Source organism: Streptosporangium sp. NPDC048886 (assembly GCF_055586905.1).
On record NZ_JBVJHH010000001.1, the window covers coordinates 20674 to 36081 of the forward strand.

A 15408-nucleotide genomic window follows, 5' to 3' on the forward strand; every position below is an offset into this window, starting at 1 on the left:
CCCGAGGGGCGGCGGTCACGATCGATCCGGCCGCCGCCCCTCGGCGTGCCGGGCGGCCGACGCCGGGCCCCTCTCGGGGGCCGGCGTGGCCGTCACACTCTGTGATCTGTCACAGAACCCGAACATAGGTTACAGAATCCGGACATCATGAATCCGGATCGTTATCCCAGGTGGTGGGGCTGTCGCCCGCCCGCAGGTATCGTTTCGCTCATCCCGGTCTAAAAAAGTCATAGCGGGATTAAACGCGCGTTAACGGGGTAAATGTGATGGCTGCTCGCGGGTGACCCACGCCGCCCATCGCGCCCCAGGCGATACACGAGGGGAGGACGATGGGCGCCTACCTGCTGAAGCGGCTGGTCAGCAATGTCCTGCTCGTGGCGATCGCCGCGAGCATGGCCTATTTCCTCGCCGCCACCAGCCTCGAACCGAGGGCCAAGTACGAAGGCCGGCAGCCGCCGGTGGCCGAGTCAGTCATCGACGCGACGCTGGACGACTACAACCTCAACGACAAGACGCCGGTCTTCGAGCGTTACGTCACCTGGGTCTCCGGGATCGTCCAAGGCGACTTCGGCAAGACCTGGCAGGGCAAGGCGGTCAACGACGAGATGGGCCGGCGCGTCGGCGTCAGCTTGCGGCTGCTGCTCATCGGCACGATCGTCGGCTCGGGTGTCGGCGTGGCCGTGGGAGCCTTCGCCGCGGTCAGGCAGTACAAGCTCAGCGACCGGGTCATCGGGGTGAGCTCCTTCGTCATCATGGCGATCCCGGTCTTCGTGACCGCCACGATGCTCACGATCGCCGCGGTCGGTCTCAACGACACCCTGGGCTTCACGCTCCTGGAGTACACCGGTGAGTACAACCCGGCGCTGAGCGGCTGGGACCAGTTCGTCAACCGGCTCAACCACCTGATCCTGCCGACGATCTCCCTCAGCCTCGGGCAGATCGCCTTCTACAGCCGGATCCAGCGCAACATGATGCTGGACGTGCTGGGCCAGGACTTCGTCCGCACCGCCCGGGCCAAGGGCCTCAGCCGCCGCGCGGCGCTGTTCAAGCACGCGCTGCGGACCGCGCTGGTCCCGGCCGCGACCTACTTCGCCTTCGCCTTCGGCACCCTGCTGACCGGCGCGACCTTCACCGAGAAGATCTTCGGCTGGCACGGGATGGGAGCCTGGCTGGTGGACTCGATCCAGCAGAACGACACCAACTCGGTCGCCGCGGTGAGCCTGTTCGCCGCTGTCTGCGTCCTGGTGGCGGGCCTGCTCTCGGACCTCGCCGTGGCCGCCCTCGACCCCCGGGTCCGGGTGAGCTAGATGCGGTCGAAAGTCGTCCTCGCCCGCCTGATGCGCAACCCGCAGGCCCGCTACGGCCTCATCGCGCTGGTGCTGCTCCTGGTGCTCGCCTACGCCGGCCCGTTCTTCGGCCCCCACGACTGGACCGACAAGGACTTCCTGGCCTTCCTCGAGCCGCCCTCGGCCGACCACTGGTGGGGGACCACCCAGATCGGCCAGGACGTCTACGCGGTCACCCTGCGCGGCATGCAGAAGTCGATCATCATCGGCTTCCTCGTGGCCCTCTTCGCCACCGGCGCCGCCGCCCTGGTCGGCGCCGCCGCCGGATACTTCGGCGGGTGGGTGGACCGGGCCCTGATGTGGGGCGCGGACCTGCTGCTCGTGCTGCCCAGCTTCCTGATCATCGCGATCATCTCGCCGCGCCTCAAGGGCGGCTCCTGGCTCTGGTTCGTGGTCCTGCTCGCCGCCTTCTCCTGGATGATCACCTCCCGGGTGGTGCGGAGCATGACGCTCTCCCTGCGGGAGCGGGAGTACATCCTGGCCGCCCGCTACATGGGCATCCCCGGCTGGAAGATCATCCTGCGGCACATCGTGCCGAACCTCTCCTCCCTGCTGATCATCGACGCCACGCTCAACGTCAGCGCGGCGGTCATCGGCGAGGCGGCGCTGTCGTTCTTCGGGTTCGGCATCCAGCCGCCCGACGTCTCGCTCGGCACGCTGATCGCGGCCGGCAGCAGCAAGGTCACCGGCTATCCCTGGCTGTTCATGTTCCCGGCCGGCCTGCTCGTGGTGCTCGTGCTCAGTGTCAACCTCATCGGCGACGGCCTGCGCGACGCGCTCGACCCGGGGAGCAACTCATGACGATCCTCGAGGTGAACGACCTCAACGTCACCTTCCGCGGCGGCATCAAGGCCGTCCGCGGAGTGAGCTACGAGCTCAGCCGGGGCGAGGTCCTCGGCATCGTCGGCGAGTCGGGCTCCGGCAAGTCGGTGACCTCGCTGGCGGTGATGGGCCTGCTGCCGGCCGGCGCCGAGGTCAGCGGATCGGTGAAGCTGCACGGCAGGGAACTGCTCGACATGCCGGAGGAGGAGCTCATCCGACTCCGCGGCAAGACCATCGGCATGATCTTCCAGGACCCGCTGTCGGCCTTCACCCCCGTCTACACCATCGGCGACCAGATCGCCGAGGCGGTGCGGATCCACCAGAAGGTCGGCAAGGACAAGGCGGCCAAGCGGGCCGTCGAGCTGCTGGACCTGGTCGGCATCCCGCACCCGGGCGTGCGGGCCAAGGCGTTCCCGCACGAGTTCTCCGGCGGCATGCGCCAGCGCGCGATGATCGCCATGGCCATCGCCAACGACCCCGACGTGCTGATCTGCGACGAGCCGACCACCGCGCTCGACGTCACCATCCAGGCCCAGGTGCTGGAGGTGCTCAAGACCGCGCAGCGGGAGACCGGCGCCGGCATCGTGATGATCACCCATGACCTGGGGGTCGTCGCGGGCATCGCCGACCGGGTGCTGGTGATGTACGCCGGCAAGCCGGTCGAGCTGGGCGGCGTGGACGAGATCTACTACCGCCCGCGCCAGCCGTACACGATGGGCCTGCTCGCCTCGATCCCGCGGATGGACCGCCCGGAGGGGCGGCTGGTCCCGATCGAGGGCAGCCCGCCCTCGCCCGCCGCGCTCCCGCCGGGCTGCCCGTTCGCGCCGCGCTGCCCGATGCGGGTCACCGCGTGCGACGAGGCCGAGCCCGACCTGGAGCGGATCGGCCCCGGCACCCGCATGTCGGCCTGCATCCGCTCGCACGAGATCGAGCTCAAGGGTCTCGACGGCGCCACGATCTATCCCGTGCCCGAGGCCCCCGCCGAGGCGGCCGATCCCCGGCCGCGCGCCGAGCGGGAGACCGTGCTGCGGGTCGAGGACATGGTCCGGCACTACCCGCTGATGAAGGGCGCGGTGTTCAAGCGCCGGGTCGGCACCGTGCACGCGGTGGACGGCATCAGCTTCGACATCGCCGAGGGCGAGACGCTGGCCCTGGTCGGTGAGTCGGGCTGCGGCAAGACCACCACGCTCCAGCAGATCATGCAGCTGGAGGCGCCGCAGGGCGGCACGGTCGTCGTGCTCGGCAAGGACAGCGCCCGGCTGGCCAAGGCCGAGCGCAAGGCGCTCCGCCGGGACCTGCAGATCGTCTTCCAGGACCCGATGGCCGCGCTCGACCCGCGCATGCCGGTCGGCGACATCCTCGCCGAACCGCTGCGCGCGCACGGCCGCAAGGACGTCGAGGCCCGGATCGCCGAGCTGCTCAGCCTGGTGGGCCTGGACCCGAGCCACGCCCAGCGCTACCCGCAGCACTTCTCCGGCGGCCAGCGCCAGCGCATCGGCATCGCCCGCGCCCTGGCCCTGGAGCCCAAGCTGATCGTGCTCGACGAGCCCGTGTCGGCGCTGGACGTGTCCATCCAGGCAGGTGTGATCAACCTGTTGGAGGACCTGAAGGTCAGGCTCGGCCTGTCCTACCTGTTCGTCGCGCACGACCTGTCGGTGGTCCGGCACCTCGCGGACCGGATCGCCGTCATGTATCTCGGCAAGATCGCCGAGATCGGCACGGTCGAGGAGGTGTACGGCAGGCCCGCGCACCCCTACACGCGGGCGCTGCTGTCGGCCATCCCGCTGCCCGACCCCGAGCTGGAGCGCTCCCGCGAGCGGATCCTGCTCGAAGGCGACCTGCCCAGCCCGGCCGACCCGCCGTCGGGCTGCCGCTTCCGCACCCGCTGCCCCAAGCGCGCCCGGCTGGGCGCCGAGGAGGCGCGCAGGTGCGCGGAGGAAGAGCCCGCTGTTGTCCGGCTCGCGCCCGCCGCCGACCACGGCGCCGCCTGCCACTACCCCGAAGAGGCCGAGGTCGTCGTGACCTCGCGTCGCTGACGAATCCCGTTGGAGGAACACGTGAAGGTTGGCTACAAGGCCGTCGCCGGGACAGCGCTCCTGGCCATGGCTCTCACCGCCTGTGGCGGCGGCGGCGCCGCCGACAAGCCGAAGGCAGGGTCGAGCGAGGCCGCCAAGGAGGCCCAGCAGCAGGCCGCCGGTCTCCCCGGAAGCACCATCAACCCGGTCGCCTACGACCAGGTCGCCGAGGGCGGATCGGTGAAGCTCGCGCTCAGCCTGTGGCAGACCCAGTGGAACTACAACCAGGTCAACGGCACCAACGCCAGCACCGACGACGTGATCGAGCCGATCCTGCCGCTCGTCGCCATCGCCAACGACAAGGCCGAGGTCACCAACAACCCCGACTACGTCACCGAGTGGAAGATGGAGCTCACCGGGGGCAAGCAGGTCGTCACCTACAAGATCAACGAGAAGGCGACCTGGTCGGACGGGAAGCCGATCACCTACAAGGACTTCCAGGCCCAGTGGAAGGCCCTGAACGGCGAGAACAAGAAGTACCAGGTCTCCTCGACCGACGGCTACGACCGGGTCGAGTCGGTGGAGAAGGGCGCCACCGACAAGGACGTGGTGGTGACCTTCGCCAAGAACTACCCCGACTGGCCGAGCATGTTCTCCCCGCTCTACCCCGCCTCGACGAACGAGACGCCCGAGGCGTTCAACAAGGGCTGGGTCGACAAGCTCCCCGTCACCGCGGGCCCGTTCAAGGTCGAGTCGCTCGACCAGACCACCAAGACCGCCACCCTCGTCCGCGACGACAAGTGGTGGGGCCAGAAGGCCAAGCTCGACAAGGTCATCTTCCGGGCCATCGAGGACACCGCCAAGCTGAACGCCTTCGCCAACGGCGAGCTCGACGCGGTCGAGATCCCGGCGAACGCCGCCGACCTCAAGCGGGCCAAGGGGGTGCCGAACGTCGACATCCGCAAGGCCGCGGCCCCGAACTGGCGCCACTTCACCATCAACGGCTCCAGCGAATTCCTCAAGGACAAGTCGGTCCGCCAGGCCGTCCAGCTCGGCATCAACCGCGAGACGATCGCCGCGTCCGACCTCAAGGACATGGACTGGCCGATCCAGACGCTCAACAACCACCTGTACATGAACACCCACAAGGGTTACGTGGACAACTCCGGCGAGCTCGGCAAGTACAACCCGGAGAAGGCCAAGCAGCTCCTGGACGCCGCGGGCTGGAAGCAGGAGGGTGAGTACCGCAAGAAGGACGGCAAGGAGTTCGCGCTCCGCTTCACCGTCCCGGCCTCCCTGACCACATCCAAGCAGGAGGGTGAGCTGACCCAGGCGATGCTGAAGGAGATCGGCATCAAGGTCACCGTCGAGCCGGTGCCGGACGACAAGTTCTTCGACGACTTCATCATCCCCGGCAACTTCGACATCGTCCCGTTCTCCTGGCTGGGCACGCCGTTCCCGAACGGCGCCCTGCCGCAGATCTACAAGTCGCCGGTGAGCGCCGACAACTTCGGCAGCAACTTCCCGCGCGTCGGCACGCCGGAGCTGGACAAGCTGATCGACCAGGCCGCCGGCGAGATGGACCCCCAGAAGGCGATCGAACTGGGCAACCAGGCCGACAAGCTGATCTGGGACCTGGTCCACACCATCCCGATGTACCAGCGCCCCGACATCTACGCCACCAAGAAGACCCTGGCGAACTACGGTGCCTTCGGGTACGCCGACAAGAGCTGGGCGACGATCGGCTACACCAAGTAGCCGCAGGCACGTCCCGGTGCCCTTCTCCGCTCCGGCGGGGGAGGGCACCTTCCTTTTCTGTTCTGGCTCTCTGCTCTCGGCCTCTCCGGGCGTGGCCCGGGAGCGGGGCCCGGACGCTCAGGAGGGCCGGGAGGGTCCGGGTGCTCTCCGGGTCTCCAGGAGGGCCGGGAGCGGGCCTGGAGGCTCAGGAGAAGGCCACGCGGCGGGGCAGCGGGTAGACGTTCTCCTGGAGGTCCTGCATCAGCGCGTCCGCGCATTCCGGGCAGGCGAACAGGGCTCCGTCGTCGGGCAGGCGGCCGATCCTGATCCGCGGCCGGGGCCATTTCTTGTGGCAGGCCACGCAGGCGTCACCTTCGCGCTGGGTGCGGGTCAGGCCCTCAGGGTCGAACGTCAGCGTGTTCTGCGCCGTCCTACTCGGTCCCCAGTTCATTGCGCCTCCCGTCTTGATCGCGCAGTGTCATATCGGAACCGTTATAACGCCGCCACGACCCGTGATCGCTTTGGTGGGTGTCAAGCAGTGGTTAAATCACTCTCTACCTAGGGGTCGTACAGCAGCAAAAGGGGCACCCGGCATCAAGCCGGGTGCCCCTTTTGAGATGGTCTAAACCGTCAGACCTCGTTGATGGCCTTCTCCAGAATCGCCAATCCCTCTTCCAGCAGGTGGTCGGGCATGACCAGCGGCGGCAGGAAGCGCAGAACGTTGCCGTAGGTGCCCGCGGTCAGCACGAGCAGACCCTCGGCGTGGCACCTCTTGGCGATCTCGCCCGCCGCGGTGGGGTGCGGGTCCTTGGTGCCGGGGACGACCAGCTCGATGGCGATCATGGCGCCGCGGCCGCGCACGTCACCGACCGCCGGGTTCTCCTCGGCGATGGCGCGCAGCCGGGGGAGCATGACCTCGCCGATGTGGCGGGCCCTGCCGGTCAGGTCGTCGGCCTCGATGGTCTCCAGCACGCCCAGCGCCGCCTCGCAGGCGAGCGGGTTGCCGCCGTAGGTGCCGCCCAGCCCGCCGACGTGGACCTTGTCGAGCAGCTCGGCGCGGCCGGTGACGGCCGCCAGCGGCAGGCCGCCCGCGATGCCCTTGGCGGTGACGATGATGTCCGGGACGATGCCCTCGTCCTCGCAGGCGAACAGGTCACCGGTGCGGGAGAAGCCCGTCTGGACCTCGTCGGCGATGAACACGATGCCGTTCTCGCGGCAGAACTCCACGATCTTCGGCAGGAAGCCCTTGGCCGGCTCGATGAAGCCGCCCTCGCCGGCGATCGGCTCGATCACCACGGCCGCCACGTTCTCCGCGCCGATCTGCTTGGTGATCTGGTCGATCGCCTGGGCCGCCGCCTCCTCCGCGCAGTTGTCCGGGCCGGTGGGCCAGCGGAAGGGATAGGCCAGCGGCACCCGGTAGACCTCGGGGGCGAACGGGCCGAACCTGTGCTTGTACGGCATGTTCTTGGCGGTCAGCGACATCGTCAGCAGGGTCCGGCCGTGGTAGCCGTGGTCGAACACGACGACCGCCTGGCGCCCCGTGGCGTGGCGGGCGACCTTGACCGCGTTCTCCACGGCCTCGGCGCCGCTGTTGAGCAGGAAGGTGCGCTTCGCGTGGTCACCGGGCGTGAGCTCGTTGAGCTTCTCGCAGACCTGGACGTAGGACTCGTACGGCGTGACCATGAAGCAGGTGTGGGTGAAGTCCGCGACCTGCTTCTGCACCCGCTCGACCACGCGCGGCGCGGCGTTGCCGACGCTGGTCACCGCGATGCCGGAGCCGAAGTCGATCAGCGAGTTGCCGTCGGCGTCGACGACGACACCGCCGCCGGCGTGCGTCACGAAGACCGGCAGCGTGGTGCCGATGCCCGGGGGAACGGCGGCCTGCTTGCGCGCGAACAGCTCGCGGGACTTCGGGCCGGGAATCTCGGTGACGACCCGGCGCTCCTGCGGAAGCGAGGGGCCGCCCTGGGTGACGGTGCTCATACTGCGACGGTATGTCGCGCATGCCGGTATACGGATGATGCACTATGGCAAAATTGCGAGGAGTGCTCTGGCCGTAACGTACAAATCGGGGGTGGTTGTGGCTCCCACGCTGCGCACCGTCGTGCGGCGCCTGCCGCTCAAACTCGGTGTGCTCACCGGGCAGGACGCGCTCGACCGGCCGGTGCGCTGGGTGGCGGTCAGCGAACTGGAGGACCCGACGCCGTTCCTGGAGGGCGGTGAGCTGGTCCTCACCACGGGCATGCGCCTGGGCGCCGACAACGCCGGGCCGTACGTCGACCGGCTGGTCGGCAAGGGGGTCACCGGGCTCGGGTTCGGCGTCGGGCTGGGACACGAGGTGATCCCGGCCGGGCTGGTCGAGGCGGCGACGCGGGCCGGGCTGCCGCTGATCGAGGTGCCGCGCGACACCCCGTTCGTCGCGATCGGCAAGGTGGTCAGCGACCTGATCGCCGCCGAGCAGTACGACGAGATCAGGCGCGCCTTCGCCACCCAGGGCCGCCTCACCCGTGCCGCGCTCCGCCCCGAGGGCCCCCGCGCGGTGATCGACGGCCTGGCCCGCGAGCTCGGCGGCTGGGCCGTCCTGCTCGACGAGGCGGGGGCCGTACGGCACGCGGCGGGCAAGGGCGCCGCCGGCATCGCCGGACTCCGCCCCGAGCTGGAGCGCCTGCGGCGGCCCGCGGGCGGCGGCACCCCCGCGAGCCTGGCGCTGTCCACGCCCGGCGAGCACGTCATCGTCCAGCCGATCGGCGCCCGTCGCGTCAGGGGGTTCTTCGCGGTCGGACTCGACCGGCCGTTCAGCCCGGTCGCGCACACCGTGATCAACGCCGCGGGCTCCCTGCTGACGCTCGCCATCGAGCACGGCAGGGAGCATCTGGCGGCCGAGCGCCGGGTCCGCTCCGCGGCGCTCCGGCTGCTGCTGGCCGGGCAGGTGCGGGCCGGTCAGGAGACGCTGGAGCTGCTGGGGGGCGGGCTCCCCGGCGGGCCGCTGGTGGTGCTGGCCGCCGGCGGCGACCAGGAGGCGGTGCTGGAGGCCGCGGGCGAGGAGTTCGCGGCGGCCGCCGAGGAGCGGGTGGTGGTCGTCGTCGCGGCGGACCGGGCCGAGGAGACGGCCGCGGCGCTGCGGGAGCACGGCCCGGTCGGGATCGGCTCCCCGGTCGGCCCCGACGAGCTGAGCACCGGACTCGACCAGGCCGACCGGGCGCTCGCCGCGGCCCGCCGCGTCGCCGGACGGGTCATGCGCTTCGCCGACCTCGCGGGCCAGGGCCTGCTGTCCCTGCTGGACCCCGAGGTGGCCGGGGCGTTCTCCGCGGCGTTGCTCGCCCCCCTGCGCGAGTACGGCTCGCGCGCCGACCTGCTGGAGTCCCTCCGCGCCTACCTGGCGTGCAACGGCCACTGGGACGCGGCGGCGCAACGGCTCGGCGTGCACCGGCACACCCTGCGCTACCGCATGCGCCGCGTCGCCGAACTCCTCGGCCGCGACCTCGACGACCCGGCGGCCCGCGCCGAACTCTGGGTGGCGCTGGCCATGACGGAGTGAGCGGTATGGGAGAGCGGCGGCCCGGGAGGCGCGCGGACGCGGCGAGCGGGTGCGGCGGGGTCAGCGCCCGCCGGCCAGGTAGCGGGAGATGGTGGCGTAGGTGACCGCGTCGTAGGTGTGGCTGTCACGCAGGTGCCCGGCGCGCTCCAGGCTGATGGCGCCCTGGGCGGCGGCCCAGAGGGCGTCGGCGATCTTCCTGGGCTGGGTCGGGATGATGTATCCCGCCGAGATGCAGTCGGCGATCACCCGGTCGAGGACGTTGAGCGCCGCCCGGGCCAGGGTCCTGGCCCGCTCGCTCGGCACGAACCCGGGGATCGCCCGCTCGAACATCAGGGCGTAGTAGCCGGGCTCGGCCAGCGCGGCCTCCCGGTAGGCGGGGCCGAGCGCGGTCAGGTGCTCCAGCGCGTTCCCGCGCGCGGGCACCGCCTCCAGGCGCCGCCGGAAGCGCTCGAAACCCTCCAGGTAGAGCGCCTCGGCCAGGCCCTCCTTGCTGCCGAACATCGTGTAGATGACGGTCGTCGAGCATCCGGCCTCGGTGGCGATGCGGCGCATCGACAGGCTCTCGGGCCCGATGGTGACCAGGAGCTGGCTGGCCACGTCGAGCAGCTTGCCGCGGAGCTCGTCCTGGGTGGCCCGCTCGCCGACCAGATAGGCGCCCTGCAGTCCGCGCGGCGCCGGAGAGATCATGCGGCCACGCCCTTCCGCTGTCGGGGAGTTGCACTCGGTGACTTAGCCAGGGCGGCGATCCTTCAAACCGCTGCCATATAACGAATATCCGTAATCTGCCCCAGTTTCGTTACAGGCAGAGAGGGAGATATTTTTATGCGTAACGGCGTGCCCGCGCAAGGGTCTTGTGCGTAGTGGAGTAACGCCACCTCCGGATCGGTGGCATACCGTCAGAGCCATGGACGTGCGCCCCTTCTGGCTCGCCGGCCGCCCCGCCACGGGGGACGCCGAGCTCACCGTGACCAACTCCCATGACGGCCGTGTCGTCGGCGTCTGCTCCGTGCCGACCGCCGGCCAGGTCGAGGAGGCCGTCGCCGCGGCGGCGGCCGTGCAGAAGCAGGCCGCCGCGCTCCCCGTTCACGTGCGGGCCGAGGCCCTCGCCCACGTCTCGCGCCGTCTGGCCGAGCGGGCCGAGGAGATCGCCCGGCTGATCATGGAGGAGAACGGCAAGCCGATCTTCTGGGCCCGGGGCGAGGTCAACCGCGCGATCTCCACCTTCCGGTTCGCCGCCGAGGAGACCCGCCGCCTCGGCGGCGAGGCGGTGCGCCTGGACACCGAGGCCGCCTCCGCCGGCCGCCTCGCCTACGTCTCGCGCGTCCCGCACGGCCCGGTCCTGGCGATCACGCCGTTCAACTTCCCGCTCAACCTGGTGGCCCACAAGGTCGCCCCGGCCATCGCGGTCGGCGCCCCGATCATCGTCAAGCCGGCGCCGGCCACGCCCATCTCCTCCCTGGTGCTGGGCGAGATCCTGGCCGAGACCGCGCTGCCCGAGGGCATGTTCTCCGTGCTCCCGGTCCCCAACGACCGCGCCGCCGCCCTGGTCGACGACCCGCGCCTGCCGATCGTCTCCTTCACCGGCTCCGGCCCCGTCGGATACGCGATCATGGACCAGGTGCCGCGCAAGCACGTCACCCTCGAACTCGGCGGCAACGCCGCCGCCGTCGTGCTCGCCGACGCCGACCTCGACTGGGCCGCCTCCCGGGTGGCGCTGTTCTCCAACTACCAGGCCGGGCAGAGCTGCATCGCGGTCCAGCGGGTGATCGTCGAGGAGTCGGTGCGCGAGGACTTCGTGGCCAGGCTGATCCCCGCCGTCGAGGCCCTGGTCACCGGCGACCCGGCCGACGACAAGACCCAGGTCGGACCGCTGGTCTCCGTCGAGGCCGCCGAGCGCGTCGAGCAGTGGGTCAAGGAGGCCGTCGCCGCCGGCGCCCGGCTGCTGACCGGCGGCACCCGCGACGGCGCCACCGTCGCGCCGACCGTCCTGGCCGACGTGCCGCACGACGCCAAGGTCTCCTGCGAGGAGGTCTTCGGCCCCGTGATGATCATCCAGACGGTGTCCGGGGTCGACGAGGCGTTCGCCGCGGTCAACGACTCCAAGTACGGCCTGCAGGCCGGGATCTTCACCCGCAGCCTGGACGTCGCCTTCCGCGCGAACCGGGAGCTGGAGGTCGGCGGCGTGATCATCGGAGACGTCCCGTCCTACCGGGCCGACCAGATGCCCTATGGCGGCGTCAAGGACTCCGGGGTCGGCCGCGAGGGCGTCCGCTCGGCCATGGCCGACTTCACCTACGAGAAGGTCATGGTCCTCACCGGCCTGTCTCTCTGACATCCCGTCCACGGCCCGCCCCCCGTCGCCCCGGGGTGCGGGCCGTATCCATTCCATCCCGGCTCCGTGCCGAGCTCCGGTGGTCGCCCGCCGCGAGCTCCCCCTCCTCGCTCATGACCTGGGCATGGGCACTCACCGTGGTCACGCCCTCTCGGCGGTGGTGTAGAGCTCCCTGGCCACGTCGCCGAAGTAGGGGCCGTACATGGTGCTCCGGTCGTCGCTGTATTTGAAGCTGCTCACCGAGGTGATCGTGCCGCGGCCGGTGGCGGCGTCGAAGCCGCTCATCCAGGGGCCGCCGCTGGATCCGGCGGTCATGTCGCAGCGCATGCCCTGGTCGCCGGTCTGGCCGTGCGGGTCGTCATGGACCGGGCCGGCGCAGTAGACCAGGTGCTCGCCGTCGTAGGGCGCCTCGGCGGGGAAGCCGAAGCCGTGGGCCGGACGGCCCCGGGCGGCGCCGAAGGCGATGTCCTGGCCGCCGACGACCTCTCCCAGGTGCCGGCCGCCGCTGTGGTTGAGCGCCACCATGCCGATGTCGTGGTTGTCGTCGGCGCTGCGCGACCACGGGCCCGCGACGAACATGCGCCGGGCGGTGAACTGCCCGTAGGGCCGGCGGCCCCGGTCGTAACCGGGCACGAAGGTCCAGTTGTCCGCCCACGCGCCGGTGCCGTCCTTGACACAGTGCCCGGCGGTCACCACGAGGTCCTTGTTGGCGCTCCTGACCGAGCTCGCCGAGCAGACGAAGTCGAGCCCGCCGAGGGTGAGGAAGACCCGTCCGGTGGTGCGGGTCACCGACCCGCCCGCGCTCCAGCGCGCCCCGGTGGTGCGGGCGGCACGCTGGTGGTCCGGCAGGCCCGGCCCGCCGAACACGCCGGTCACCGTCCCGAGCAGGCCGAGCGGGACGGCGGCCGCCATCCGGCGGGGGGTCCAGTAGTCGAGCACCCGGCGCTGGTCCGCCGGGCCGGGTGGGGTCACGTGTTCGGCGACGCCGTCCCTGCCGGGGGCCGCGCGCGGGGCCTTCACGGCTGCCGGGAGGGGGTGGGCGGCGCCGACGGCCCGCCGCCCGTGTTCGGTGGTCGTCGCGCCGGCCTGGGGGAGGCCCATCAGGCCGGCGACAAGCGCGGCGCCCGCAAGCAGGGGGAGGCTCGAGGTCATGAGACCCGATTTTGCACTACGTGGTGTGCTGTTGTGACTACTTTCGGTGAATCTCAGGGGGTGCCGGTGCCCTGCGCGGCCTCGTAGACGGCCTGTGCCTCGGTTCCGAAATACGGGCCGAACATCCAGCCGGCGGCGAAGCCGTACTTGAAACTGTTCACCGAGTTCAGCGTGCCCAGGCCGGTGCTCTCGTCGAAGCCGGTGAACCAGGGGCCGCCGCTCGACCCGCCGGTCATGTCGCAGCCGAGGCCGATGTCGCGGGACATCAGGAAGTCGTCGAAGGACCGCCCGCTGCAGTAGACCAGCTTCGACCCGTCGTAGGGGGCGGCCGCCGGGTACCCGAAGGAGTGCATCTGCCGCCGCCTGGGCTGGTTGAAGGAGACGCCCTGCCCGCCGACCGCGTCGGTCAGCGACCGGCCCTCCAGCGGGGCCACCACGGCCGCGGCCACGTCGTAGTTGATGTCCTCGCTGTTGTTCCACTGCGGGGTGGTGTAGAGCGTGGTCGCCACCCAGGTGCCGTGCGGCCGCTCGCCGGCGTCGTAGCCCGGCACGAACACCCAGTTGCCGTGGAAGGCCCCGCCCAGCTTCACGCAGTGCCCAGCGGTGATCACAGTGCTCCTGTTGTCGCCGGTCACCGCGTTGCCCGAGCAGGAGGCGTTGCGGCCCTGATAGGTGAAGAACACTCGGCCGGCGGTCCTGGCGACCGCGCCGCCGCGGGTCCACCGCGATCCGGTGGTGGCGCGTGCGGCGGCGGCCCGGACGGCGGTGACGGCGTCGCCGTCCGGCGCGGTCGCGGGGACCGAGACGGGGTCGGCCGCGGCCTGCGCCGCGATCGCCGCCGCGGTGAGCCGGCGACCTTCCTTCTTCGGAGCGTAGGCGTCGAGCGGCTGGGCCGCCTCCATTCTCGCCTCCGTCCAGTAACGCCGGACGGTGCGCTGCTCGGTCGTGGTGTCGGCGGCCTCCCTTTCGGCGGGCCGGGGGCCGGCCGCCGGCGCGCCGGCGCTGTGCGCGACCGCCGCCGAGAGCAGGGTGGCGCCCGCGGTGAGGGCGATGACGGGGATCAGGCGTGCCGTGCGGCGCATTTGTACCTCCCGAGACCTGACGCTGAGTGGGGAAGCTAGTGCGCTGCATGGCCGCATTTCTCAATATTTACGACTATTGATATGGCGAAATTCCGACGTAAGAACTGCATTTCCCCCTGCGTTTCACGCATCACAGATTCCGATCCCGGTTCGACAGGTGAGCGGCAGCCGGGAGAATGGGGCGGTGCAGCCAGACACCACCCGCTCCGTTGCCCTGCTCGGCTCGACCGGCTCCATCGGGACCCAGTCCCTCGACGTCATCGCCCGCAACCCCGGCCGGTTCCGGGTGGCGGCGCTCGCCGCCGGCGGCGGCCGGATCGACCTGCTGGCCCGTCAGGCGGCCGAGTTCCGGCCCGACGTGGTGGCCGTGGCCGACCCCTCGGCCGCGCCGCGGCTGCGCGAGGCCCTGGCCGCGCACGGGGTGGGCGCCCAGGTGCTCGCCGGGTCCGAGGGGGTCGCCGAGGCCGCCGCCTGGCCGTCCGACACGGTGCTCAACGGCATCACCGGCGCGCTCGGGCTGACCTCGACGCTGGCCGCGTTGGAGGCGGGCAGGACGCTCGCCCTGGCCAACAAGGAATCGCTGATCATCGGCGGGCCGCTGGTCAAGCGCCTGGCCAAGCCCGGACAGCTCATCCCCGTCGACTCCGAGCACGCCGCGCTCGCCCAGTGCCTGTGGGCCGCCGGCCCCGCCGGCCCCGACGCGTCGGCCGTGCGCAACCTGATCGTCACCGCGAGCGGCGGGCCCTTCCGCGGCAGGTCGCGCGCGGAGCTCGCGGAGGTGACCCCCGAGCAGGCCCTGGCCCACCCGACCTGGTCGATGGGGCCCGTCATCACGGTGAATTCCGCCACACTCGTCAACAAGGGCCTGGAGGTCATCGAGGCCCATCTGCTGTTCGACATCGGCTTCGACAGGATCACCGTCGTGGTTCACCCCCAGTCGGTCGTCCACTCCATGGTCGAGTTCGTGGACGGCTCGGTCATCGCCCAGGCCAGCCCGCCCGACATGAGGCTGCCCATCGCCCTGGCCCTCGGCTGGCCGGAGCGGGTCGCCGGAGCCGCCCCCGCCGTCGACTGGACCAGGGCCCACACCTGGACTTTCGACCCCCTCGACGACGACGCCTTCCCCTCCGTCGCGCTGGCCCGCCACGTCGGCTCCGCCGGCGGCACGGCCCCCGCCGTATACAACGCCGCCAACGAGGTGTGCGTCGAGGCATTCCTGGCCGGGAGGCTGCCCTTCCTCGGCATCGTCGACACCGTGACCGCGGTGGTCTCCGAGCACACCGTGACAGGAGCAGATTCCGTCGCAGAAGTGCTCGATGCCGACGAATGGGCGCGGGCGCGGGCTCGGGAGCTCACCGCGACTGCCTAGACTGGGGAAGTCGTC

At 70.9% G+C, this 15408-nt stretch carries 12 protein-coding genes; 7 read left to right on the forward strand and 5 right to left on the reverse strand.

The window, feature by feature from the left end; genetic code table 11:
• Window positions 1-329: 329 nt before the first annotated feature.
• From ACZ6R6_RS00080 to ACZ6R6_RS00095, 4 genes are read left to right on the forward strand one after another with little or no spacing between them, the layout of a single operon-like run.
• Entirely contained in the window at window positions 330-1307 is a 978-nt protein-coding gene (locus ACZ6R6_RS00080; RefSeq protein WP_470088840.1) for an ABC transporter permease, read from the forward strand.
• The gene (locus tag ACZ6R6_RS00085) at window positions 1308-2147 is read left to right on the forward strand and encodes an ABC transporter permease (protein ID WP_470088841.1); all 840 of its coding nucleotides are present in this window, start codon (window positions 1308-1310) and stop codon (window positions 2145-2147) included.
• Entirely contained in the window at window positions 2144-4204 is a 2061-nt protein-coding gene (locus tag ACZ6R6_RS00090; protein WP_470088843.1) for a dipeptide ABC transporter ATP-binding protein, read from the forward strand. Before ACZ6R6_RS00085 ends, ACZ6R6_RS00090 begins: the two co-directional genes overlap by 4 nt.
• Before the next feature lie 21 nt (window positions 4205-4225).
• Window positions 4226-5941, forward strand: coding sequence for an ABC transporter family substrate-binding protein (locus tag ACZ6R6_RS00095; protein WP_470088845.1), 1716 nt, complete (start codon window positions 4226-4228; stop codon window positions 5939-5941).
• 184 nt (window positions 5942-6125) lie between these two features.
• Here the strand turns inward: ACZ6R6_RS00095 and ACZ6R6_RS00100 are convergent, their stop codons facing one another.
• Entirely contained in the window at window positions 6126-6371 is a 246-nt protein-coding gene (locus ACZ6R6_RS00100) for a hypothetical protein (protein WP_306856726.1), read from the reverse strand.
• A gap of 179 nt (window positions 6372-6550) precedes the next feature.
• On the reverse strand, window positions 6551-7903 hold the full coding sequence (gabT, locus tag ACZ6R6_RS00105; RefSeq protein WP_470088847.1) for a 4-aminobutyrate--2-oxoglutarate transaminase: 1353 nt from the start codon (window positions 7901-7903) through the stop codon (window positions 6551-6553).
• 91 nt (window positions 7904-7994) lie between these two features.
• Between gabT and ACZ6R6_RS00110 the strand changes: the two genes are divergently transcribed.
• Window positions 7995-9458, forward strand: a complete 1464-nt coding sequence (locus ACZ6R6_RS00110; RefSeq protein ID WP_470088849.1) for a PucR family transcriptional regulator — start codon at window positions 7995-7997, stop codon at window positions 9456-9458.
• A 60-nt stretch (window positions 9459-9518) separates the two neighbouring features.
• Here the strand turns inward: ACZ6R6_RS00110 and ACZ6R6_RS00115 are convergent, their stop codons facing one another.
• Window positions 9519-10145, reverse strand: a complete 627-nt coding sequence (locus ACZ6R6_RS00115) for a TetR/AcrR family transcriptional regulator (RefSeq protein ID WP_470088851.1) — start codon at window positions 10143-10145, stop codon at window positions 9519-9521.
• Window positions 10146-10362: 217 nt separating this feature from the next.
• On the opposite strand from ACZ6R6_RS00115, the gene ACZ6R6_RS00120 reads away from it, so the two are divergent.
• Window positions 10363-11790, forward strand: coding sequence for an aldehyde dehydrogenase family protein (locus tag ACZ6R6_RS00120; protein WP_470088853.1), 1428 nt, complete (start codon window positions 10363-10365; stop codon window positions 11788-11790).
• A 141-nt stretch (window positions 11791-11931) separates the two neighbouring features.
• Here ACZ6R6_RS00120 and ACZ6R6_RS00125 read toward each other — a convergent pair whose 3' ends face one another.
• On the reverse strand, window positions 11932-12942 hold the full coding sequence (locus ACZ6R6_RS00125; protein ID WP_470088855.1) for a trypsin-like serine peptidase: 1011 nt from the start codon (window positions 12940-12942) through the stop codon (window positions 11932-11934).
• Between the two features lie 53 nt (window positions 12943-12995).
• On the reverse strand, window positions 12996-14024 hold the full coding sequence (locus ACZ6R6_RS00130) for a trypsin-like serine peptidase (RefSeq protein ID WP_470088856.1): 1029 nt from the start codon (window positions 14022-14024) through the stop codon (window positions 12996-12998).
• 184 nt (window positions 14025-14208) lie between these two features.
• On the opposite strand from ACZ6R6_RS00130, the gene dxr reads away from it, so the two are divergent.
• Window positions 14209-15393, forward strand: coding sequence for a 1-deoxy-D-xylulose-5-phosphate reductoisomerase (dxr, locus tag ACZ6R6_RS00135; RefSeq protein WP_470088858.1), 1185 nt, complete (start codon window positions 14209-14211; stop codon window positions 15391-15393).
• Window positions 15394-15408: the final 15 nt, after the last annotated feature.

What these genes read in the sequence shown, in the direction of transcription:
- ACZ6R6_RS00085 (WP_470088841.1), top strand. Translation starts at nt 1,308, where the DNA reads ATGCGGTCGAAAGTCGTCCTCGCCCGCCTGATGCGCAACCCGCAGGCC.
- ACZ6R6_RS00090 (WP_470088843.1), top strand. Translation starts at nt 2,144, where the DNA reads ATGACGATCCTCGAGGTGAACGACCTCAACGTCACCTTCCGCGGCGGC.
- ACZ6R6_RS00115 (WP_470088851.1), bottom strand. Translation starts at nt 10,145, where the DNA reads ATGATCTCTCCGGCGCCGCGCGGACTGCAGGGCGCCTATCTGGTCGGC.
- ACZ6R6_RS00125 (WP_470088855.1), bottom strand. Translation starts at nt 12,942, where the DNA reads ATGACCTCGAGCCTCCCCCTGCTTGCGGGCGCCGCGCTTGTCGCCGGC.
- gabT (WP_470088847.1), bottom strand. Translation starts at nt 7,903, where the DNA reads ATGAGCACCGTCACCCAGGGCGGCCCCTCGCTTCCGCAGGAGCGCCGG.
- ACZ6R6_RS00130 (WP_470088856.1), bottom strand. Translation starts at nt 14,024, where the DNA reads ATGCGCCGCACGGCACGCCTGATCCCCGTCATCGCCCTCACCGCGGGC.
- ACZ6R6_RS00100 (WP_306856726.1), bottom strand. Translation starts at nt 6,371, where the DNA reads ATGAACTGGGGACCGAGTAGGACGGCGCAGAACACGCTGACGTTCGAC.
- ACZ6R6_RS00080 (WP_470088840.1), top strand. Translation starts at nt 330, where the DNA reads ATGGGCGCCTACCTGCTGAAGCGGCTGGTCAGCAATGTCCTGCTCGTG.
- ACZ6R6_RS00120 (WP_470088853.1), top strand. Translation starts at nt 10,363, where the DNA reads ATGGACGTGCGCCCCTTCTGGCTCGCCGGCCGCCCCGCCACGGGGGAC.